20 protein-coding genes, 1 pseudogene and 1 other annotated feature are annotated in these 20,631 nt (G+C 45.1%); of the genes and pseudogenes, 2 read left to right on the plus strand and 19 right to left on the minus strand.

Annotation, left to right across the window (positions count from 1 at the left end; all coding sequences use genetic code 11):
- Positions 1-101 precede the first annotated feature (101 nt).
- From rpsA to AC1S8V_RS19040, 10 genes are all read right to left on the minus strand, one after another.
- A complete protein-coding gene (gene rpsA, locus AC1S8V_RS18995; RefSeq protein ID WP_062835205.1) occupies positions 102-1,316 on the minus strand; it encodes a 30S ribosomal protein S1 in 1,215 nt (404 codons plus the stop codon).
- A gap of 141 nt (positions 1,317-1,457) precedes the next feature.
- Positions 1,458-2,045, minus strand: coding sequence for a lysophospholipid acyltransferase family protein (locus AC1S8V_RS19000; protein ID WP_482070328.1), 588 nt, complete (start codon positions 2,043-2,045; stop codon positions 1,458-1,460).
- Positions 2,042-2,746, minus strand: coding sequence for a (d)CMP kinase (gene cmk / locus AC1S8V_RS19005; RefSeq protein WP_482070329.1), 705 nt, complete (start codon positions 2,744-2,746; stop codon positions 2,042-2,044). Before cmk ends, AC1S8V_RS19000 begins: the two co-directional genes overlap by 4 nt.
- 103 nt (positions 2,747-2,849) lie before the next feature.
- Positions 2,850-3,074: a hypothetical protein gene (locus AC1S8V_RS19010; protein WP_482070330.1), complete on the minus strand. Its 225-nt coding sequence runs from the start codon at positions 3,072-3,074 to the stop codon at positions 2,850-2,852.
- A 62-nt stretch (positions 3,075-3,136) separates the two neighbouring features.
- Positions 3,137-3,790 carry a flagellar brake protein gene (locus AC1S8V_RS19015; protein WP_482070331.1) on the minus strand — a complete coding sequence of 218 codons (654 nt, stop codon included), beginning with the start codon at positions 3,788-3,790 and terminating at the stop codon, positions 3,137-3,139.
- A gap of 148 nt (positions 3,791-3,938) precedes the next feature.
- Positions 3,939-5,285, minus strand: a complete 1,347-nt coding sequence (gene ypeB, locus AC1S8V_RS19020; protein WP_482070332.1) for a germination protein YpeB — start codon at positions 5,283-5,285, stop codon at positions 3,939-3,941.
- Between the two features lie 121 nt (positions 5,286-5,406).
- The gene (locus AC1S8V_RS19025) at positions 5,407-5,577 is read right to left on the minus strand and encodes a hypothetical protein (protein ID WP_186327809.1); all 171 of its coding nucleotides are present in this window, start codon (positions 5,575-5,577) and stop codon (positions 5,407-5,409) included.
- Between the two features lie 117 nt (positions 5,578-5,694).
- Positions 5,695-6,390, minus strand: a complete 696-nt coding sequence (gene prsW, locus AC1S8V_RS19030) for a glutamic-type intramembrane protease PrsW (protein WP_482070333.1) — start codon at positions 6,388-6,390, stop codon at positions 5,695-5,697.
- Positions 6,391-6,433: 43 nt separating this feature from the next.
- A complete protein-coding gene (locus AC1S8V_RS19035) occupies positions 6,434-7,048 on the minus strand; it encodes a genetic competence negative regulator (protein ID WP_482070334.1) in 615 nt (204 codons plus the stop codon).
- 187 nt (positions 7,049-7,235) lie between these two features.
- Positions 7,236-7,589, minus strand: a complete 354-nt coding sequence (locus tag AC1S8V_RS19040; RefSeq protein WP_482070335.1) for a hypothetical protein — start codon at positions 7,587-7,589, stop codon at positions 7,236-7,238.
- A 94-nt stretch (positions 7,590-7,683) separates the two neighbouring features.
- On the opposite strand from AC1S8V_RS19040, the gene AC1S8V_RS19045 reads away from it, so the two are divergent.
- Positions 7,684-8,559, plus strand: coding sequence for a polysaccharide deacetylase family protein (locus AC1S8V_RS19045; RefSeq protein ID WP_482070336.1), 876 nt, complete (start codon positions 7,684-7,686; stop codon positions 8,557-8,559).
- A gap of 45 nt (positions 8,560-8,604) precedes the next feature.
- On the opposite strand, the gene AC1S8V_RS19050 is transcribed toward AC1S8V_RS19045, so the two are convergent.
- From AC1S8V_RS19050 to AC1S8V_RS19060, 3 genes are all read right to left on the minus strand, one after another.
- On the minus strand, positions 8,605-9,351 hold the full coding sequence (locus AC1S8V_RS19050) for a metallophosphoesterase (RefSeq protein WP_482070337.1): 747 nt from the start codon (positions 9,349-9,351) through the stop codon (positions 8,605-8,607).
- 80 nt (positions 9,352-9,431) lie between these two features.
- Complete coding sequence (locus tag AC1S8V_RS19055; RefSeq protein ID WP_482070338.1) at positions 9,432-9,884, minus strand: hypothetical protein; 453 nt, start codon at positions 9,882-9,884, stop codon at positions 9,432-9,434.
- Positions 9,881-10,474, minus strand: a complete 594-nt coding sequence (locus AC1S8V_RS19060; RefSeq protein WP_062835217.1) for a CPBP family intramembrane glutamic endopeptidase — start codon at positions 10,472-10,474, stop codon at positions 9,881-9,883. Before AC1S8V_RS19060 ends, AC1S8V_RS19055 begins: the two co-directional genes overlap by 4 nt.
- Positions 10,475-10,809: 335 nt before the next feature.
- Positions 10,810-11,040: a binding site (T-box leader), on the plus strand.
- A gap of 198 nt (positions 11,041-11,238) precedes the next feature.
- On the opposite strand from AC1S8V_RS19060, the gene serA reads away from it, so the two are divergent.
- Positions 11,239-12,834: a phosphoglycerate dehydrogenase gene (gene serA, locus AC1S8V_RS19065; protein ID WP_482070339.1), complete on the plus strand. Its 1,596-nt coding sequence runs from the start codon at positions 11,239-11,241 to the stop codon at positions 12,832-12,834.
- Between the two features lie 231 nt (positions 12,835-13,065).
- Here serA and AC1S8V_RS19070 read toward each other — a convergent pair.
- The 6 genes and pseudogenes from AC1S8V_RS19070 to resB all read right to left on the minus strand — a co-directional run bounded on the left by AC1S8V_RS19070 (position 13,066) and on the right by resB (position 20,631).
- Positions 13,066-13,880, minus strand: a pseudogene (locus AC1S8V_RS19070) (BclA C-terminal domain-containing protein).
- Positions 13,881-13,893: 13 nt separating this feature from the next.
- Positions 13,894-15,195 carry a collagen-like repeat preface domain-containing protein gene (locus AC1S8V_RS19075; RefSeq protein ID WP_482070340.1) on the minus strand — a complete coding sequence of 434 codons (1,302 nt, stop codon included), beginning with the start codon at positions 15,193-15,195 and terminating at the stop codon, positions 13,894-13,896.
- 194 nt (positions 15,196-15,389) lie between these two features.
- A complete protein-coding gene (locus AC1S8V_RS19080) occupies positions 15,390-16,787 on the minus strand; it encodes an ATP-binding protein (RefSeq protein WP_482070341.1) in 1,398 nt (465 codons plus the stop codon).
- A 55-nt stretch (positions 16,788-16,842) separates the two neighbouring features.
- Complete coding sequence (locus tag AC1S8V_RS19085; protein ID WP_017687664.1) at positions 16,843-17,559, minus strand: response regulator transcription factor; 717 nt, start codon at positions 17,557-17,559, stop codon at positions 16,843-16,845.
- A 139-nt stretch (positions 17,560-17,698) separates the two neighbouring features.
- Positions 17,699-18,961: a cytochrome c biogenesis protein CcsA gene (gene ccsA / locus AC1S8V_RS19090; RefSeq protein WP_482070342.1), complete on the minus strand. Its 1,263-nt coding sequence runs from the start codon at positions 18,959-18,961 to the stop codon at positions 17,699-17,701.
- Positions 18,958-20,631 carry a cytochrome c biogenesis protein ResB gene (gene resB, locus AC1S8V_RS19095; RefSeq protein ID WP_482070343.1) on the minus strand — a complete coding sequence of 558 codons (1,674 nt, stop codon included), beginning with the start codon at positions 20,629-20,631 and terminating at the stop codon, positions 18,958-18,960. The genes ccsA and resB overlap by 4 nt, the downstream gene beginning before the upstream one ends.

A 20,631-nucleotide genomic window follows, 5' to 3' on the forward strand; every position in this document is an offset into this window, starting at 1 on the left:
CGCAATAAAAACAATCGGCGAACCCGCATTGGGCTCGCCGATCTTGCTTTTGTTATTCAGCAAAATATGCAGTATATAACTAAGAACCATGCATTGTTAACTTATTTGAATTTGCTGAGTTTGTCACCAAACAGTTCGCCGAGCGTAGTGCTCATACCTTGATTGTTCAAGGAAACGTTTGGATTGTTGATTTCTTCACGCGGAGCGTTGTTTCTTGCAGGTCTTTCTGATTTTTGTGGTTGAGCTGGAGCTTCTTCCGTTTCTTTGATGCTCAAGCTTACACGTTGCTCAGAAGGGTTCATGTCCAAGATTTTAACTTGAACTTCCTGTCCTTCTTTCAGCACTTCATGAGGAGTGCCGATGTGTTTGTGGGAGATTTGAGAGATATGCACAAGTCCCTCAACACCAGGAGCGATTTCAACAAATGCACCGAAGTCTACCAGACGTTTTACAACACCTGTTACGATATCGCTGGAATTGAATTTTTCGCTTGCTGTTTCCCAAGGACCTGGTTGAACAGCTTTCATGCTCAGGCTGATTTTTCCTTTTTCAGGGTCAACTTTCAGCACTTTCACACTAACTTTATCACCTTCAGACAGTACGTCGGATGGTTTTTCAACGTGTGTCCAAGCCAGCTCGGATACGTGAACCAAACCGTCAACTCCGCCCACATCAACAAATGCACCGAATTGAGTCAAACGTTGTACTGTACCTTCGATTACTTGACCTTCTTGCAAACCAGCCATTACTGTAGCTTTGTTTGCTTCGAATTCTTGCTCCAGTACGTCTTTTTGGGAAAGGATCACTTTGTTGTTCTCACGGTCGATCTCTTTCACTTTAACACGCAGTGTGCGTCCTTTGTAGTCGCTGAAGTCTTCAACGAAATGGCGCTCAACCATGGAAGCCGGGATAAATCCACGTACGCCCACGTCTGCAACCAGACCGCCTTTAACAACATCACCTACAACAACTTCGAATACGTCTTGGTCTTCAAAATGCTTTTGCAATTGATCCCATGCGTTTTCGCTGTCGATTGCACGTTTGGACAGAACGAGTTTTTCTTTCTCGTCGTCGATGCTAAGAACTTTAGCTTCAACTTCTTGTCCAACTTCTACTGCGTCAGACGCGCTGTCAACATGTAATGAAGACAGTTCACGAATTGGAATGACACCGTCATATTTATATCCAATGCTCACATAGGCTTGGTTATCTTCCAATTTGACGATGGTTCCTTTTACGGTATCTCCTTTTTTCAAGGAAACGAATTGATCCAACTCATCTTGGGTTGCTTCTTGATTTTTCATTTCTTCCGACATGTCAAATACCCTCCTCAATTCAAAAACCCCATTATATTCAAACCTGCCTGTAGCAGAGTTCAAAACACTTTCATCACTGAGTACTCACGCTTAGTCTTCCTCAAAAATATGGAAACATGCACTCAGCTATTGACGAAGCCATTACTTGCTCGGCACGCCCGTTTGGACCATTTCGTTAATCTTGGACATAATTTTCTCAGTCGCTTTCTCCAGAGCTTCTCCGGATGGGTCTTCCTTGAACTCGTCCAAACTTACCGGTGCTCCATATACAACTTTCATCTTACGAAATACCTTGTAGTTACCGATAATAGCAGTAGGAATAACTGTAGCTCCACTACGGAGAGCAAAACTCGCTGCCCCTTTTTTGCCGATGCCTCCGTCATTGTGACGGCTTCCCGAAGGGAAGATTCCAAGCACTCCACCATCACGCAAAATATTGAGTGAGGTCTTGATGGATTCCTTGCTGACACCTCCACGTTTAACGGGGAAAGCGCCCACGGCTTTAATGATGCGGCCGAGTACCGGAATATCAAACAACTCGCTTTTGGCCATGAAACGTACCTGACGGCGAATTTTGATACCAACGGTTGGAGGATCGAAGTTACTGATATGATTGGAACATAAAAGTACGCCGCCATCTTTCGGAATATTCTCCCGTCCGACGGCCTCCAAGCGGAAAAGAATGGTGTAAATGATCCGCAGTAATGTGCTGCAAAATGTGTAAATCATAGACCGATCTCTCCTCTGACCATTGTGCAATAAGATACGATTTTGTCAACCACTTCATGGATGTTCATCTCAGTTGTATCAAGAACGATTGCATCCTCAGCACAACGAAGCGGGGAAATTTCCCGATTCTCATCCAATTTGTCACGGGTGGCAATGTCTCGCTCCAGTTGTTGCAACGTCAGTCCTTCAGAGGGGTCCAGTTCTTTGAAGCGGCGAAGCGCACGCTCTTCCACACTGGCAGTCATAAAGATTTTCACTTCCGCATCGGGCAGTACTGTCGTTCCGATATCGCGTCCATCCATGACGACGCCCTTGCGCAAAGCCATTTGCCGCTGAGTATCCACTAATTGCGTACGCAGCCCCTCGATTTGCGCATATCGGGACACGATTCCCGTCACTTCACGGGAGCGGATTTCCGAGGTTACTTCTTCCCCATTACAGAACACTTTCTGTCCGTCGGGATCCGGTTGTAAATCAATGACCAGCTTTTGGGCTTCCTGAAGTACCTGTGTCACATCTTCCGGTATAATTCCTTTCCGAAGCATATGCAAGGTTACCGCACGGTACATTGCGCCTGTATCGACGTATACATACGCGAGCGCTTCTGCAACCAATCGGGCCACCGTGCTTTTCCCGGCACCGGCAGGTCCGTCAATTGCAACGTTCATTTTCCCGTTCTCTGATGTGTTCTGGCTTGCCAACGGGGCATTCCTCCTCAAACGATAAACCTCAATAAAAAAACAGGCATTGCCTGCATCGTGAAAATTATACCACACTCTACACATGGATGCAAAAACAGACAAATCAATGATGTTCGAATTCATTCACCGTTTGCACCCGAATTCGCGTTCCCTCCAGGCGATCAATGGTGGTCATATTTTTTTTGAAGCCAGGTACGAGCAGCAGCAATTGATACACCACAAGCAGGATTAGAAGGGTAATGATCATAATCATCACCCTTCTTTCCATTCGCCTGGAGAACACATAATAGAGGCGTTCATATCTGCGGGTTGCATGACGATGACTCATGACATATCCTCCGTTTTTTCATTACGGTATCCACAGCACCCTCTTTTTATGCCACAACATTCCTATTTTGTACGATAATCCAATTGACGCTCAAAACAGAACTTGATAATTTTCTGGCGTTCCGAGTCTGAGATCTGCACAAATTTCAGCATGCACAACAGTCTGCCTGATTCCAGTGTTTTGATCCGCACGACTTCAGCCTCAAAATTCACATGTTCAATTGTTGAGTTACGGTATGGAACGAGCAGCCAGCATTTCAATTTCTGTCCTTCAGCTATTGAAAATCCTGTTTCGCCATAGATGGACAATCCACCGCCACCGATATCTTCAGTCAAGCCTACGGCACGAGTCAGGTCTTCACTTTGGATTGCCATTTCAAGGCTTGCATGAACACGAAGAAAGCTGCGGCGTTGTATTTTCGATATATCACCTGGAAGCGGTTTACGGATACGGACAAGACGGACCACATCTTCTTCAAATCCGGTGACATAGGTATTAAAATAATGCCGGACTCCATCTTCCGTAATATATGAAATGGACAATTCCTCGCCGAAAAAGAGCCTTTTCAGACGGCTGCTTCCTTGTTGCATCGGGACCTCAATCAGAAAACTGTTGTCATCCATATCTGCAATGCGTGATTTGTACTCTTTGTTTTCCTCTTTTTCATCTGCGGAAGCAATCTGGATGTATAGAACTTCATTGATTTTAGGAAACAATTGGTTCACCGCCACTTTATGTATTTATCTTCGTATGTACAAGGACTATTATACCATGACCTTTCTCACATTGAACTAGAAAAAACAGACCACAATGTGGTCTGCCTTGTTTGTTTGAACAACTTAACATTTAGCTTTCTAAAGCTGTTTATGAGGTTGCGTTGACTGGTTTGATCTCCTCAACGGCTTCTTCCATCCCCGTATTCGCATTAATGTATATCCGGTAACGGGAACCGTTAATTCTCCCTCCAAATTCATAACACAATACCTCTTTGCTGTAATCATTTTCAATCAGGGATTTACGAACATAATTTTCTTCGAACTCGGAATTAAGTTTTTGACGAGCCTGTTGCTCCGTAAGAGTTGCTTTCGGAACTTTGCGCTTGTCATTATGTTCGTAGACAAAGTCACTCGCCTGGAAGCCCGTTACTTCCCCTGTATCCAATCCCACTCGAACAGACATTTTCTCGGGATAGATTAAGGTGTCCCCTTGCTTACGCACATAAGTGAGGTTACCCAAATTACCATATTCATCGTAATTTACAGCCTTCATATCTTTGTAACCTTTATTCGTTAGAAATTGATCTGCTTTTGCCATGGCATCCTGACGAGATACTTTTTTGGTTCCAATCGGACGAGTATCACTGTAAGAGATGAGCATTCCGCCATTACGAGTGAAATCCATCATCAGTTTGCCATTTTTGGCATGATCGATGGTCGCAGTATACGATTCCCAGTCCGTTCCTTTACCGTTCTCTTGCACTTGGATTTTGTTAATGTCTGCATCAGAGAATTTCGCAGCTTTGCTCTGAATCTGTTCTTTGGTCATTGGCAGACCATCCAGCTTCTTCACCGAGCGTTTGGCGTAGATATTGGATACGGAAGGCCCCCAATCAAGCTCCGGATACTCCTGTACCTTTTTATTCACGGCACGGAATCCATCTACAATCGTGTTATCCATTGTTTGTTCTTCCGTTGCCATAGCAGTCTCCGCATCCATCCAGCGCAAACGGTCCGTAAGGACTTTCTGCTGTACATCCTTCAAATTCTTGGTAATTTCGGATGAATTCTGATACAGCTTTTTCAGGTTCCCCATTTCTTTTTCACTTAACGGTTCGTTCGTCAAATCACGCATTGACGCCCGGTAGGCAAAGTTCGAAATCCGCGAGAGAAACTCCTCTGTCTCGTTAAATGGCAACATGGTGAGTGGCAGTTGGTTGATCTCATTTTGCGCTTCACTGGTGAGTCGCCATACATTCATCAGACCTTTACGATGCATCCCCTGTGACGTGGAGTGAACCGCCAAGGTGTTACCAATCTCGGAATGCAATTTATCCATATGAAAAGATAAATCGTGAAAGGCACGCTGATATTGATTCTCTGCCTTGATCAGTATTGCATTCTTTTCTTGATTCTCCTGATAGCCCCACACGAGTGCACCGACTAGCAAGACCGCAAATATCGGAAACATGACTGAACTTAAACGTTTATACATCCGTAGAGTCTCCTTTCTTCTAAACCACTACCTCTATTGTGGATCGAAGAAAGATCTCTTATGCATGCGATTTCCAGTCCTTACACAAGCAGGGCTGTATTGTATCGTTGTAAAACTTCCTTTAATTCAGCTGAAGCCCGGTAGCCATGCCTTCTTCTTCGATTTCGAATTGATCCCTATTATCACAGAGACACTGCTTGAATCCCGTTTCGATCCGGCCACGTTCTTTCTTCCCTCGTAATGTAAAACGTTCACCGCATTGTTTGCATCTGATTTTAATTTTAATTCTCATCACAGTCGATCCCCGTTTCTGTTGGTCATTCCCCGGGAGTTTATCCAAAAAAAAATAAAAACACACCGGGGCAGCAGGCGCAATAAGCGCTTTATGTCCACCAGTGTGTCCGTATTTTTATAATTTAACCTCTTCCTCCCGCTTCACAAAACGAAACGGAGAACGGTTATTGGCTCGTGTTATTTTACCCATTGCCCCATACCACAGGCCCGCCATTAGTGGCGCTATAAACCATAACCAATAATTCACCATGGTGTTCATGATGACGTCGTACAATGCATGCCAGAAAAAAGGTAACACGAGTGAAAGAACCAGGTACCACCGCTTTTTCTTGCCTCCGATAAATTTGGCCTTGCCCATGTAATAACCCATAATCACCGCAAACATTGCATGCCCTGAAACAGGGAGCAGCGCTCGAAGAAACATGGCTGAGACGGATGCATTCCCCGCAAAGGCATACAACACATTCTCTACTGTGGCAAACCCAAGTGAAACCGCGACTGCATATAAGATTCCGTCATACGGCTCATCAAATTCGGTGTGATTATAGATGATATGATAAAGCACGAACCATTTAACAAACTCTTCCACGCCACCCGAGATCAGAACGGCCTCAAGATAAGGATTATCCCCGAGCCACATCATCATGCCACGCTGAATAATCATCACAGGCAGTACCATCAGAATCCCCATGAGGAAAACTCGCAATACCATATGAAGTGGCTCATAATCATAACGGTCTTTCAGGTAAAAGTATGTTAACAAGGCGAGACCCGGAGCAACTGCTGCCGCTAAGACCGAAAACAAAAGCACCGAAATTCCCTCCTCTGACTAAAGACGCGATTATAACTAGAGATTAATCCTGGCGTTTGAAGTGGGTGCAGATAACATCAATCGCTTGTGCAGGAATAACAACCTTACCATACTCTTCCATAACTGCCGGAGTAACTGAGGAGCCTTCACCAAATTCAGCAAGCAAGGCAATCAATGCTGCATGTTTGGTGGAATCTACCTCTTCTGGTTCTAAATGCAAGAACCACTTGTCTTTATAAGAATAAAGTCTCCCAGCATCCGTAACATGCTGACGCAACATATGTGCAGCTTCAATGAGCACTTCAAAGTCCTTGAACGCATAAACGATGGAATCGCTTTGCTCGAGTGTAACTTCCATTTCATATACTTCTTCAGGAAGATCATCTTCATGACCTGAACCATATTGTTGCGGATCATATTTTCCACGGGTGACAATGACAACCATCCCTTGAGCGGGAAGTGCGAATACTTCGACAGCAAGTGGACCTGTAGCATCAAATCCAAGTTCGGAATAGGCCTGATCCATCATTTCAGTGAACAGTTCATGAACCTTAGGTATTTCCTGCCACATATCTTCTTTTTGTATTCCGCGCTCGCTCAGATCGTCAAAGGTCAGGAAAATCCGTATCTTATCGTGACTTAGTCGTTCTATTTTCATACAGGATCTCCCCTTTATAAGCAAGTCTTATAACAGATTATGAAGCACAAAACAATATGTGCTGAAAATAAATCTATGTAGTTATGTTATCATTTTATACCTCTAAATGCACGAAGTAAAATCGACAAAAAAAGAATCATTCCACAGCAAATCAATACTGTGGATGATTCTAATTGGAGGTTTTGGTTTATAAACCCGGTACTGTTGTGTTTGTTTGACTTAAAATCTGCTCAACTTCATGCTTCACATCCGGATTGGTGCGAATAAAATCCTTGAGCATGCTCATATTCGCTTCTTTTTCCTGCGGAGTGATTGTACTTGCCGTTTTTACTGCTGGGGTTTTGTGTGATTCGCCATGCTGATTTTGCTTGCTGGTGAACCCATCCATACCCGGGAAAGTCATCTCCATCATCTTATGTTTTGCCTGATCCATCATATTTCGTGATGAACCCGAAGACAGCATGGGCAATTTGCCTTTGGACAACCAAGAACTGGCTGCAACGCCAATTACGATTCCCCAAAAAAAGGATGACGCCTTCATTACACCAACCTCCTTTAAGTGTTAAAATCACATGTAGTGTTTGCGGGAGTGAGCAATCTCATTCCGTATAAATACAGGAAAGTGAGTTGAAATCATGTTCAGACATACCGCCGCATTAATTATTGCTGCAAGTTTGCTTCTCTCCGCTTGTGGTTCAGAGGAAGAAAAAAGGTCAGATCGTGCCACACCAGCGGCCGAACCCACGACCACGATTCAAGAAGAGAAAAGTGATTCTAACCCAGCTGAAACAGGAAGGCCTGTAACGGACGAATCAACTGCAACAGAAGAGGAATCTGCACCTTCCGAGCAAGTTCCAGCAGAAGAAAAAGTGGAACAGTCGTATCATATGAATTCAAATTATTATATTAAACCGAATGATGACGCGAGCCCAAGCAAAGTGGTCTTGTTAACTTTTGATGATGGACCCAAAGAAGAAAAAATGATTAATTCACTAATCGACACTTTAGATAAACATAACGCCAAAGCGATATTTTTCGTTAATGGATATCGGGTGAAAAGTCACCCTGAATTGCTCAAGCTCATCCATGAACGAGGTCAGATTGTAGGCAATCATGCCTGGGATCATGAGGATCTCAAAAAAATGTCCAGCGCTGAAGCGGCCAAGCAGGTTACGGATGTCCAAAAAATTGTGAAGGACACTATCGGTGAAGAACCGCAGTTCTTCCGTCCACCTTTTGGATCGGGTAATGATGCACTGAAGGCTGCTGTGAAGAAAAATGGCATGTTATATATGACATGGTCTAATGGTTCCCTCGATTGGGATAAAAGCACCAAAGACAAACCGGAGAAAGTCATTCAAAATGTACTGGACCAGTTAAATCCAGGAAGCAATATTTTGATGCATGAATTGCCATGGACGGTTGAAGCATTAGATGAGTTGCTGACCAAGCTCGAACAAAAAGGCTATTCTTTTGTAGATCCGCGTGCGATCGAACTGGAAGCTCGTTAAATCGATATTTTTCGCATCAAAATGAAACAGCCTTGATCCAGTGGATCAAGGCTGTTTCTCTGTGAGTGCTTTTTCCGTGGGCACTCTTAATGTGATGAGGTGCATCTCTGCAGGACAACCTAGTCGAAGGGGGAGATGATTCGTACCATATCCTCTGCTGACAAGCATTTTCCCTTCTTGATGAACGTCCTCCGGATTGCGCTTCAGGGAATACCACCCATTCGATATGGGACGATACGCCTTGCTCAGAAACACAGGGCCGAAAAATGGTAAGACCAATTGTCCGCCATGTGTATGGCCACTCAAGATAAGATCTGCATTCTGCTCCAATCGAAGGGCCTGCAAAGGATCATGAACGATTGCAATTTTACAATACTTATCATCGATTTGCTCCAGCAACATATCTCCCTGTTTGGAACGATAGTCTACACCGATCAGGCACAATCTGTCGTTGCCCCTCCGCAGATATACCACGTTATCCTGAAGGAGCTGAACGCCCGATTCCCGAAAGATTCGGGCAAGTTGAGCTGTACCGGCTCTCTTGTCATGATTGCCATACACCGTAAAAGAAGAAGCAATGTTCGATAAGAGTTTCATATTATGTCTAACGATAGACCATGAGATTCCTTTTTCCGCAACGTCCCCACCGATCAGTACCCAGTCGACCTTCTTTTCAAGGTTTTCAAAATCCTTCACCTTCAGCTTGCGCTTGTGAGTGTCGGACAAATACAGAATCACAGTCCCGTCAAAGGTTGTTGGCAGCTGAGGTACTTCGACGTCTTCTTCAATCATTTGATGAATATGGGCTTCTTGCCACATATGAAGGAGTAATAAAACTCCTATCAGTATGAATGAACCTGAGAATAATAGCATTACCACGGCAAGGGAAGGAAAGTATTCAGAGGAGGTGCTCCTTCAACCCCCCACCAAACCAGGCTAATCGTTAGCATGACAAAAATAAAAATGAGTGAATTAACAAACCTCTTGCTTAATTTTAATCGCCGAGAAGGATGTAATTCTGTTCGAGTTGGAAGCGAGCCCGCTTCGGGAATCGATTCTTCGGTTGATTTTGGCGTTTTTTTGGAACGTGCTGGGGCCCTCTGAGGAAGTACTGGACTTTCCAGCTTTTCTGTATAGGGCTTGCGCTGTGATCTAGGTAAAGAAACGGAAGTAATTGGTGTGATTCCGCCAACCTCAGCAGCTACTGTCGTTTCAGCAACTATGCTTACTTGAGAAGCCACCTGACGCTCGGATGTCTCTTTTTTATCCGATTGACGATGGCGCTGACTGCCATATGTCTTCATTCTGCTTAATGGCTGATTCATGATCCCCTCCGAAAACGTATCGCTAATCCGGACACCAAATCAATAATAAAGTGACACAATATAGGCGCCCATAACGTGCCGGATTGCATGTAAATCCAACCTAATCCATAACTTGAGACAAACACCCATCCCGTTGGAATCCAGTGTCGCAAATAACGAATGTGGATAACTGCAAATAAAATACTCGTCCAGTAAGGACCGATGGCATGTTGAATGGCTCCGCGGAATAATAATTCCTCACACACCGCAACAATGGCTGCTATACATACAATGTGCCAGATCGGACGCCCACGGAACAACATCTCGTTAATTCCACCGTCATCCATGCTTTCCTGAGGTATAACATACGACAGTACCAAGTCCATAACAAGCATAACGCCAGCAAGACCGAGACCCCACCATATGAATTGGTAATTGTCAGGCCACGCGAGTACGTCTAACAAGTTTCTTTTTTGCAATAAGATCCATACAACTCCGATTATCAGTGTCAGACCTTGTGTAAAGTATAGATTGATTAAAAGCAATCTCTCAGTAAGCTGCTGGGGCTCAGCCTTCTGAATCTTGAACTTGGGAAACTTGAATTTTTTCATCGGATGCGTCTGTCCTCTTGAGTTAAATTTGATGGATAACCGTTACGTTGTCCAATCGGATAGTATACTAAATGATAGCCAAAAAACCAAATAGGTTCAAGGCCTGTCCGAAGTCCCGGTTTTATGTCAATGCCATTACTTCATTAAAGCAGTAAAATCCGGTTCCTCAAACAGCATGTATTCCATCTCGTTGTGGTATGTGTAGTCACTATTGAATAGCTTATAATGACTTTGTTGACGATTGAATGGAAAGACATCAGCAATGTAATTTAAAACATTTGAGCCTATTGACATGCTCATGTCAGCCATGATACATTATGAAAAAATTAGTCACGTTAAACACGATGATGGAAAAAAGACGTTGCTTTGTCTTACAGAGAGCCGATGGTAGGTGTGAATCGGTGGCAGGCAGATGATCTTGAGCGCTCCTGAGTTATTGCATTGAAATTGGAGTAGGTGCAATCGGTTTAGACCCGTTATCCTCTTCGGTCTTCATTGACCGCTAAGACTGTCGTTGCGAAACGGCGGTGAATTAGGGTGGTACCACGACAACTCTCGTCCCTTATTGCGCAAGCAGTATGTGGATTGAGAGTTTTTTGATTTATTTTAAAGTACAGACGTGGAATTACCCTATTCGTTACACCTTCCCCCTCTGTTGCGACACCGCGTTATTGGTAGGAAGGATTGGAATGGTTTTAAGGAATACCTCTTCTGTGAGGTCAGACCTTGACGATATAGATACACATACCAAGGAGGAAGAAACCATGTACAAAGTGTTAGTGTCGGACCCTATTAGTGATCTGGGTATCCAGCAACTGGTGGATGCAAATGATGTTGTTGTTGAGAAAAAAACAGGTCTAAGCGAAGATGAGCTTGTTGCAATTATCGGCAATTATGATGCCCTTCTCGTTCGTAGCCAGACGCGTGTTACGGATCGTATTATGACTGCGGGTACCAACCTTAAAGTCATCGGACGTGCTGGTGTAGGTGTAGATAACATTGATTTGGAAGCTGCTACGCAACGCGGGATTATTGTTATTAATGCCCCTGACGGTAATACCATTACGACATGTGAGCATACGTTTGCCATGATGATGGCACTTGCACGACATATTCCTCAAGCTTATGCCAAAACCATTCAAGGTACTTGGGATCGTAAAACCTTCCTTGGTGTGGAATTAAGAAATAAAACACTGGGTGTTCTCGGTATGGGACGGATCGGTAGTGAGGTGGCAAAACGTGCCAAAGCGTTCGGAATGGACATTCTTGCTTACGACCCGTTCCTTACGGAGGAGCGTGCCGAGAAGCTTCAGGTCAAGTTGGCAAGCGTGGATGACATCATCCGCAATGCTGACTTCATGACCGTTCACACCCCATTAACACCGGAAACACGTCATATGATTTCACGTCCACAATTCGAAGTTATGAAAAAAGGTATGCGTATCATCAACTGTGCTCGTGGTGGTGTAGTTGACGAGATGGCACTTGTGGAAGCCATTGATGAAGGAATTGTTGCTGGTGCAGCATTTGACGTGTTCGAGAGTGAGCCACCAGCCGCTGATCACCCGTTCCTGAATCACCCAAGCATCATTGTCACGCCTCACCTTGGTGCATCTACAGTAGAAGCACAAGAGAACGTAGCTATCGATGTGTCGGAACAAGTAATTCACATTTTGCGTAACGAGCCGTTTAAAAACGCAGTTAACATGCCTGCTGTTGCACCAACGGTAATGAACAAACTGCAACCGTACTTTAAACTTGGGGAAACATTGGGCAGTTTTGCTGCACAGATTACGCAGAACCCGGTACAGGAAATTCGCATTGATTACGCGGGCGAACTGTCCGAGGTAGATACCTCCCCATTGACGCGTTATATTGTAAAAGGTATTCTTGCCAGACATCTGGGCGGAGAAGCCAACATCGTCAACTCCATGCATTTGGCCAAAATCCGGGATCTGAATGTAGTGGTTAGCCAAACATCAACTTCCAAAGGGTTCACCAATCTGATTACTGTTACACTGGTGACCACGCAGGATGCTGAAGAACGTCGTGTTGCGGGTACTTTGCTTGCGGGTTATGGCGAACGGATTGTTCGACTGGATAAATTCCCGGTGGATATCGCTCCGGAAAGTCATCAAATCCTCATCTCCCATAACGATAAACCGGGCATTATCGGACGTGTAGGCACACTGCTTGGACAAAACGATGTCAACATCGCATCCATGCAGGTTGGACGTAAAATTATTGGTGGTGCTGCGATCATGATCCTGACCGTGGACAAAGCCGTTCCAAAAGATGTGCTTGTGCAGCTTGCTGCGCTGCCTGAAATTAATACTGCTGTTGAAATTGTTCTGGAATAAGCAAACGTATCGTTGAAAGTATAAGGAAAGACGGGAACCGCGCGGTTTCCGTCTTTTTGTCGGCAAGGAAATTGCCTACTTATTTCACTTTTAAGCTAATTTTATAATGGTGAGTGTGATGAAGTTTGCAAACAAAATGATCTGGGTTTCTCGACAATCTGATACACCAATTCCATATGAATTCCGCTTCTTTTGCCCACTAGGAAATAGTCTTAATACGATATCGAACTATTAACTTAACTGAATAATGTTTAGTGTAGCCCCCGGAGGAGAGAGAATAGCTGTGCCTATAAGCCCGAATAATTGTAACTGTATTGTTGAGCCCGCGGTAACAGTGACCATAAAATCAGATTGTAACTGACTGACCGAAAGCGCTGGAGATACTACACTCGCTGGAATTGCTACCCCGTTAAGTAAAACCCGAGATTGAATAGCAAGTGTGGCTGTCAGATTTATTTTGTATGAGATATAGTAACGACCTGCATTGGTAAGCGTAAAGGTGTCATTCGTCCCATTGACGGTTATACCAGTTCCTATATTTTGGTTGTTCGGCAATGGAACGAGTGTACCACCCAATATTACAAGAATCGTACCCGTAGTGTTCTCTGCAAAAGCCGAATTGGAAGTTACAGATGTTCCAGTAACACCCGTCGCGCCGGTTTCTCCAGTTGCTCCGGTACTTCCCGTTATGCCGACTCCCGTTGCTCCTGTTGTACCTGTGGCTCCTGTAGCTCCCGTACTACCTGTTACACTTACTCCTGTGGCTCCTGTAACGCCAGTCGCACCACTCAGTCCCGTTACACCTGTCGCTCCTGTTTCTCCAGTTGTACCTGTTAATCCCGTACTGCCGGTTACACTTAAACCAGTCGCTCCCGTTTCACCAGTCACACCAGTCAACCCTGCAAGACCAGTCGCTCCTGTCTCACCAGTGCTTCCTGTCACTCCTACTCCAGTTGCCCCCGTAACACCCGTTGCTCCCGCACCAGCTATCAATGTGTATCTGGCGATGTGCCTGGCGTTCCCGTTGGCGATGCTACATTCGCAATATACGTACTACCATTAAACGTAACAACCTAACCCGCTGGATACGTTGGGGCTAACTGCCGGGTCAAATGGAACTGCACCATTGAGGCCGATGCCCGTGGCTCCAGTCGTACCTGTAACTCCCGATTCTGCTAACAACGTATAATCTGGCGAACTTCCTGGCGTACCAGTTGGCGACGCGACATTCGTAATGTAGGTACTACCACCAAACGTGACGATCTGTCCAGCTGGATATGTTGGTGCTAATGCCGGATTGAACGCCACGATGCCACTTAATCCTGCACCTGTGGCTCCAGTTGCCCCTGTCGTTCCTGCCCCCGCAGCAGCAATTAATGTGTAATCCGATGAAGTTCCCGGTGTTCCTAAAGGACCAGCTACACTTGTAATGTAAGTACTACCGTTATACGTAATTACTTGCCCTGCGGGATAACCCGGCGCGAGCGCTGGATCAAATGCTAATGCTCCAGTCAAACCAGCTCCGGTTGCTCCGGTTGCTCCCGTTACTCCAGTCGTTCCACCCGACAACAAAATAGTGTAGTCTGGAGAACTTCCGGGTGTACCCAAGGGACCGTTTACATTGGCAACATAAAGACTACCCTCATAGCTTACTACCTGACCTTGAGCATAAGTTGGTCCAAGTGCAGGATCATATGCAGTAATATTATTCAAGCCAACAGCAGGTGCTCCTGCCGGACCCTGTGCTCCCTGTGGACCAACTGGGCCAACCGGTCCTACTGGTCCAATTCCTCCTGGTGTTCCAGTAGGACCTTTCACCCCAGGGACTCCTGGAACACCTGGTACCCCCGGAACTCCTGGCACTCCCTGAGGACCAGCTGGTCCGGTAATCCCTCCGGTTCCAAGAGTTGTCGTCGCCCGGCTTAGCGATATGGAGATCGATCGAATTAATCCAACAAGTTTATCTTTTTCTGCAGGTGGTACTTCCAGAAGCAGCGTCACACTTAACAAGTCATCCAGTACGTTTTGCAAGTTACCTGCGAGATTAATAAGAGGAACAGGGATAACCTCTGAACCTGCAATCGTTAATTCCAATACGGCTTGTAATTCTGCCTTTACCCCGGCACGAAATCCGGATTGATTTACAAAAGTAAGTAACTGGCGTAATCCGTTCTGCAATGACAATATATTGGCTGAAGTCGGCTGACTGATTGCAGCAGGAATAGCCACAGCCAAAGAACGCAGTATGGATTCAAACTGCTCCAGTTCACTTGTGGTTATTGGAATAAACGGAGAGCCCGCTCTAAAAGATCTGCCTTCCAGAAAAGCTTTAATATTGACCCTTTTTCGATCATCGGACATGCTTAGCTCAATCCTCCTCGATCTTGCTTGCTTTTCAAGCTTATGTAACATAGAAAGGGAAATTATCTTGGACACTCTTTTTAGTCAAAAAAAAGACCATTCATGTTCCACGTTGAACAAGATTAAACGGTACTCTTCAACAAAAAAACACCCTCCATAAGAGGGTGCTTCCGCAATTTTTGTATGAAATCAGGCTATTTCAATGAATCCAAGGGAAATTGCAAAATAAACTCTGTTCCTTCGCCAAGCACACTATTGACGGTAATCATGCCTTGATGCGCATCAACAATATTTTTCACAATCGCTAAACCGAGCCCCGTACCTCCACTTTCTCCTCGAACACGAGCCTTGTCTGCTTTGTAGAATCGTTCGAAAATAAAAGGCAAGTCGGATGAAGGAATCCCTACACCCTGATCTTTCACAGATACTCTGACAAACGGAGCACGAAGATGCGTGACCAGCTCAGCAGAGATCATGACATCTTTGCCAGAAGGAGTATGCCTGAACGCATTGTCCAGCAAATTCGTGAATACTTGCTCCAATCGATCCTCATCTGCCTGTTGAAGTTCAATGGTTGGCTGTTTGCATTCAAACTGCAGTCGGATTCCCTGTTCTTTTGAACGCACCGAGAACTTCCGATACATACGTTCCAACAGTTCTCCGAGGTCAACCTTCTTCATCACCATGTCCGTATGCCCAGCTTCCATTCGGGCAAGATCAAGCAAGTCTTTGACCAGTCTTCCCATCCGCAATGACTCATCATGAATGACCTGAATGAGTTCTTCATTCTCCTCGGGTGAGGTTGCCATGCCATCCAGAAGCGCTTCGCTGTAACCTTGCATCATGGATAGCGGAGTTCGTATCTCATGAGATACATTAGCCACGAAATCACGCCGCATTTTCTCCAGACGCACTTCTTCTGTTACATCTCTTAAGACAGCCACAGCCCCTCTGACAACACTGTCAGCATACAACGGTGCCATCTGAACAGACCAGACACCTTGCTGTACATGAACATTGGAGTTCTGATCCCCACCTTGCTCCATTACCATTCTGAACAAAGGAAGAAGGGGCTCAGGCACATCACGTGAAGACTTGTCGGACTGCTCGGAATCTTGTCCTTCGTCCATTTTTGCCCAATCCAAATCATACCAAGTCTGCATGATCTTCTCCCCTGGCGGATTCGTCAGAATAACTTTGCCTTCACCATCAAATGTAACCACCGCATCGGTCATGCTGCGAAGCACACTCGCCAAATGTTCCTTCTCATGGTTAAGGTTTCGAATATTATCTTCCAGTTGGGCAGCCATATGATTAAACGTATTGGCAAGCTCACCAATCTCATCACTCGTTACCAGGGAGAGACGCGTTCCATAATTCCCTTTGCGAATCGCGTTGGCTGCTTGAATCAACTGCTGCATAGGCTGCGTAATTTTGGTGAACAGAAACAATGCAAAAAACGTGGTTAAACTGAATCCAATGATACAAATGTAGGTGAACAGCCGCTTAATATCTCTGGATTCGGATTCTGCAAAGTTCGTATCAATGTAGGGCAGCAAAAAAAGACCCAGCGCTATAAGTACACAACCCACAAGGCAGATAATAGTGATCCATAACTTCCCGACCAGCGATCTCCAGAAATTAAAACTACTTCGGTACTTCCAGTTTATAACCCACACCCCACACCGTCGTAATCATGGCCGCCGATTCAGGCGATACCTTGTTAAGTTTCTCGCGAAGACGCTTCACATGCGTATCCACGGTACGAAGATCGCCAAAGAATTCATAGTTCCATACGTCTTTGAGCAATTCTTCTCTGGAGAAAACTTTGTCTGGAGATGTTGCCAGATAGTGCAGCAATTCATATTCTTTGGGCGTAAGACTGATCTCTTCGCCACCAGCCGTTACCCGGTGTGCATCATGCTCAATAACCAGGTGCGGGAATACAATGTTATTACTCGAATTGCTCTCCTTGGAGAGATAAGCTGTAGCGGAAGATCGACGCAAAATCGCTTTGACACGATAAATCACTTCACGCGGGCTGAATGGTTTTACTACATAGTCATCAGCGCCAACTTCGAAACCTTGAACTCGGTTAATCTCTTCACCTTTTGCAGTGAGCATCAAAACCGGCGTTGATTTCACCTGACGAAGACGAGTACACACTTCAACTCCATCCATACCCGGCAACATCACATCAAGCAAAATCAATCCGTAGTCCCCTGCTGTTGCTTTACGCAGCGCAGTTTCCCCATCCTCGGCTTCATCGATTTCATAACCTTCTTTTTCAAGATACATTTTCAAAAGCCTGCGGATTCTCTCTTCGTCATCCACGACCAGTATTCGATTCTCATGTTCAGCCATGCCTCTCCAGCCCCTTTGCAATAACTCCTCATCACTTCTATTATGTTCGATCTGGCGAACAATATTTGAATACCCTGCAATAAAAAGGTACGTTTGTGTTTCCCGCTTCTAATCTCAACCTTTGCCATACGAGTCTGTTCTAGTCAGCTCCAGCATAAGAATGTAATCCGGCAATGATCAAATTCACTCCAACCAGCGTAAACATGACTACCAGGAAGCCAAGAACTGCAAGCCATGCAGACTTCTGACCTTGCCACCCTCTGGATAAACGCAAATGCAGATACACACTATAATATAGCCATGTAATCAATGCCCACACCTCTTTGGGATCCCAGCCCCAAAAACGACTCCAGGCAATCTGAGCCCAGATCATGGCAAAAATTAATGCTCCCAGCGTAAATATCGGAAAACCAATGGCAATCGCGCGATAACTTATCTCATCCAGATCATCGGCATCGATTCCATCCATCATTGGCTGTAACGCTTGTCCAAGTGGTCTGCGCACAAGAAGTCGTACAATTCCATACAGGATCAGACCTACAATAAGTGACCAAACCACCGTATTCAGCTTACGCCCGGCATTAACCCCGTTCATCCAAGAAGGCGTCTCAAGTAAAGGTTTTTTCATGCCAAGAAACGGTGTCATGCTCTCCACTTCGCTATTATATGGTGCAAAAATCGGAGGCATGCGGTAAATCACTTTCTCTATTGTACTATTTTCCTGTACCTCTGTGTCAATGCTGACCGTTTTCTGTACAAAAACCGCCTCGTAACCAGCTGTACGAAAGGCAAATACCGTTCCGATAAATCCGATGACGACAACGATCGTAACCAGGGTGAATTCAACCCATCCTCGTTGACGTCTTGAGGACTTGTCTTTACCACTGAAATCAACAGTACGGAGCAAATACATGAACCCTGCAGCAAAACCCACGGCGAAGAATGCTTCACCAAGCGCAGCCAACGTCACGTGAATTTTCAGCCAGATGGACTGAAGTGCCGGGATTAATGGTTGTACCTCCTGAGGAAATACAGCGGCGTACGCCATAATAATAATGGTAAGTGGCAAGGCAAACAAACCCAGTAATGACTTGCGGTATATGGCATATACAACAATAAATGCAACCATGATCATCATGGACAGAAAAGACATGAACTCATACATGTTACTAACCGGGATATGACCTGCCCCAGCCCATCGGGTTACAAAAAATACGAAATGTGCTGCCAAGGCTACAGTCGAAGCAATGAAAGCTCTTTTACCCCAACGATTCATATGGTCCAGAGGATCACGATTACTCCATTTTTTGCCCATGACCGCGACAGCATATAACAAGAATGCAGCACAATAGAGAAAGAAAGATACGATAAATGCGTCGCTGCTGAAATCCAATAAACTCATGCTTGGTTCCCCCCGTTATCCAACGACTTCTCTTCCACTTCCAGATTCATCTGTTTCAAAACAGCCGCAACTTCACGCCTGAAGCCAAACCAGTTTTTATTGGTATGTCCACCCAAGGTGAGCTGTTTATCATCAAAACGAATCCAGATACGGCGATGATGCCAATAAAAACCCATGACCAGACCCAACATAACAATACCGGCTCCTACCCACACAAAAGGCATTGCCTTATCCACTCTTATATTGAGATAACTTACGGACTGAATAATATCGACCTTGTCCATGCTGTCTACTTCCAGCTGTAAAGGAATCTCAGCTCCAATCAGCTGTTGGTTAATCGCATCCTGTTGAAACCGTTGTTTATCAATCTGCTTCGCAAAATACAGATATTGTATTCCCTCTTCGGGCAGATCCGGTCCCTTGATGAGAAAGAGAAAAGCAGGTGCATTAGGTGAAGGCGATTTTGATTTTGGCTTACCATTCTCATCCAATCCAAAGTCCATAAACTTTTCTTTTACCGTCAGTTCATAAGGACCCGCTTCAAATGTTCTTTGGGTATCTACCATATCAATCTTAATCGCCCCGTATACTTCACCCGTCTTTGCATTGACCAGATCAGGCGTTACGGACCGAATGGTGGGTGTTAAATCATAGTCAAACTGATAGGCTTTCAGACCGTTATAATTCAATGGATGATTCACCCGCACATCATGTCTTGCCACTTCAGCTAATTGAGGTTTATTTGAGAGATCCGAACAATCCGCTGTACATTCATACAAAACAACTTTCGTTTCAAACAGTTTCGGAACGGTTTTATTCAGGTTGCGGAATTGCTCGGGTACTTCCTCCTCACTGTAGAACTCAACATTAAACTGTTCATTTTGCAGATACATCGACGTATTCGGGATCTTTTTGATCTCACCTTCGGGAAAAGCAACATGCTCGTCCAGATTCAGGCCAGGTAACCCTCGCGCCAGCACCGCCAGCAGAAATATAATGAGTCCAATATGGATGACATATGGCCCCCATCGACTGAATCGCTGTTTCTCGGCGAGTAATGCGTCACCCTGGGTGTGCACACGATATCCTTTCTTTTTCAGCGGCGTAACCGCTTTCTTAATCCAGTCTTCGGGTGCCTCTTCAATGGAACCTTGGTACACCAGACGCTGCCTTGTCAAAAATTGCGTATGTTTGCGTATTTTCTGTTTATTCAGTGCTTTGTAGAGCGGCAGGACGCGATCCAGACTGCATATCACCAATGATGCGCCAATGAGCACAAGCAGCAGAATAAACCACCAGGATTCGTATGTATGGGATAGACCCAACAGATAATAAATATGACCCAACTGGCCGTAGGTTTCTTTGTAATACTCGGAAGGATCAATATTCAGAAACGTACTTTCTTGCGGATAGATCGTGCCAAGCATGGAGCCTACAAGCGTGAAAACAATCATATAGACGGCAATTTTGACGGATGAAAAAAAGTTCCATATGCGGTCAATGATATTGGGATTACTGCGCTGTGAACGTCGCGCCATGCCATCATAACGCATTTCCAGCACTTCATCCGATTTAGCTTCTGCCTCCAGCAACGGCTTGCCACATGCTTCACACAGCACAGTGCCGACTGGATTTTGGTGTCCGCACTCACATTTGGTATTTTGGAACAC

This window comes from Paenibacillus sp. B46(2026) (genome assembly GCF_056786355.1).

Coding starts and splice junctions, on each gene's coding strand:
- AC1S8V_RS19040 (WP_482070335.1), bottom strand. CDS start 7,589: ATGAAGGCGTCATCCTTTTTTTGGGGAATCGTAATTGGCGTTGCAGCC.
- AC1S8V_RS19075 (WP_482070340.1), bottom strand. CDS start 15,195: ATGTCCGATGATCGAAAAAGGGTCAATATTAAAGCTTTTCTGGAAGGC.
- AC1S8V_RS19055 (WP_482070338.1), bottom strand. CDS start 9,884: ATGAATCAGCCATTAAGCAGAATGAAGACATATGGCAGTCAGCGCCAT.
- AC1S8V_RS19000 (WP_482070328.1), bottom strand. CDS start 2,045: ATGATTTACACATTTTGCAGCACATTACTGCGGATCATTTACACCATT.
- rpsA (WP_062835205.1), bottom strand. CDS start 1,316: ATGTCGGAAGAAATGAAAAATCAAGAAGCAACCCAAGATGAGTTGGAT.
- ccsA (WP_482070342.1), bottom strand. CDS start 18,961: ATGAGTTTATTGGATTTCAGCAGCGACGCATTTATCGTATCTTTCTTT.
- AC1S8V_RS19060 (WP_062835217.1), bottom strand. CDS start 10,474: ATGAAAAAATTCAAGTTTCCCAAGTTCAAGATTCAGAAGGCTGAGCCC.
- AC1S8V_RS19050 (WP_482070337.1), bottom strand. CDS start 9,351: ATGATTGAAGAAGACGTCGAAGTACCTCAGCTGCCAACAACCTTTGAC.
- serA (WP_482070339.1), top strand. CDS start 11,239: ATGTACAAAGTGTTAGTGTCGGACCCTATTAGTGATCTGGGTATCCAG.
- AC1S8V_RS19010 (WP_482070330.1), bottom strand. CDS start 3,074: ATGAGTCATCGTCATGCAACCCGCAGATATGAACGCCTCTATTATGTG.
- ypeB (WP_482070332.1), bottom strand. CDS start 5,285: ATGTATAAACGTTTAAGTTCAGTCATGTTTCCGATATTTGCGGTCTTG.
- AC1S8V_RS19035 (WP_482070334.1), bottom strand. CDS start 7,048: ATGAAAATAGAACGACTAAGTCACGATAAGATACGGATTTTCCTGACC.
- AC1S8V_RS19025 (WP_186327809.1), bottom strand. CDS start 5,577: ATGAGAATTAAAATTAAAATCAGATGCAAACAATGCGGTGAACGTTTT.
- AC1S8V_RS19085 (WP_017687664.1), bottom strand. CDS start 17,559: ATGGCTGAACATGAGAATCGAATACTGGTCGTGGATGACGAAGAGAGA.
- AC1S8V_RS19045 (WP_482070336.1), top strand. CDS start 7,684: ATGTTCAGACATACCGCCGCATTAATTATTGCTGCAAGTTTGCTTCTC.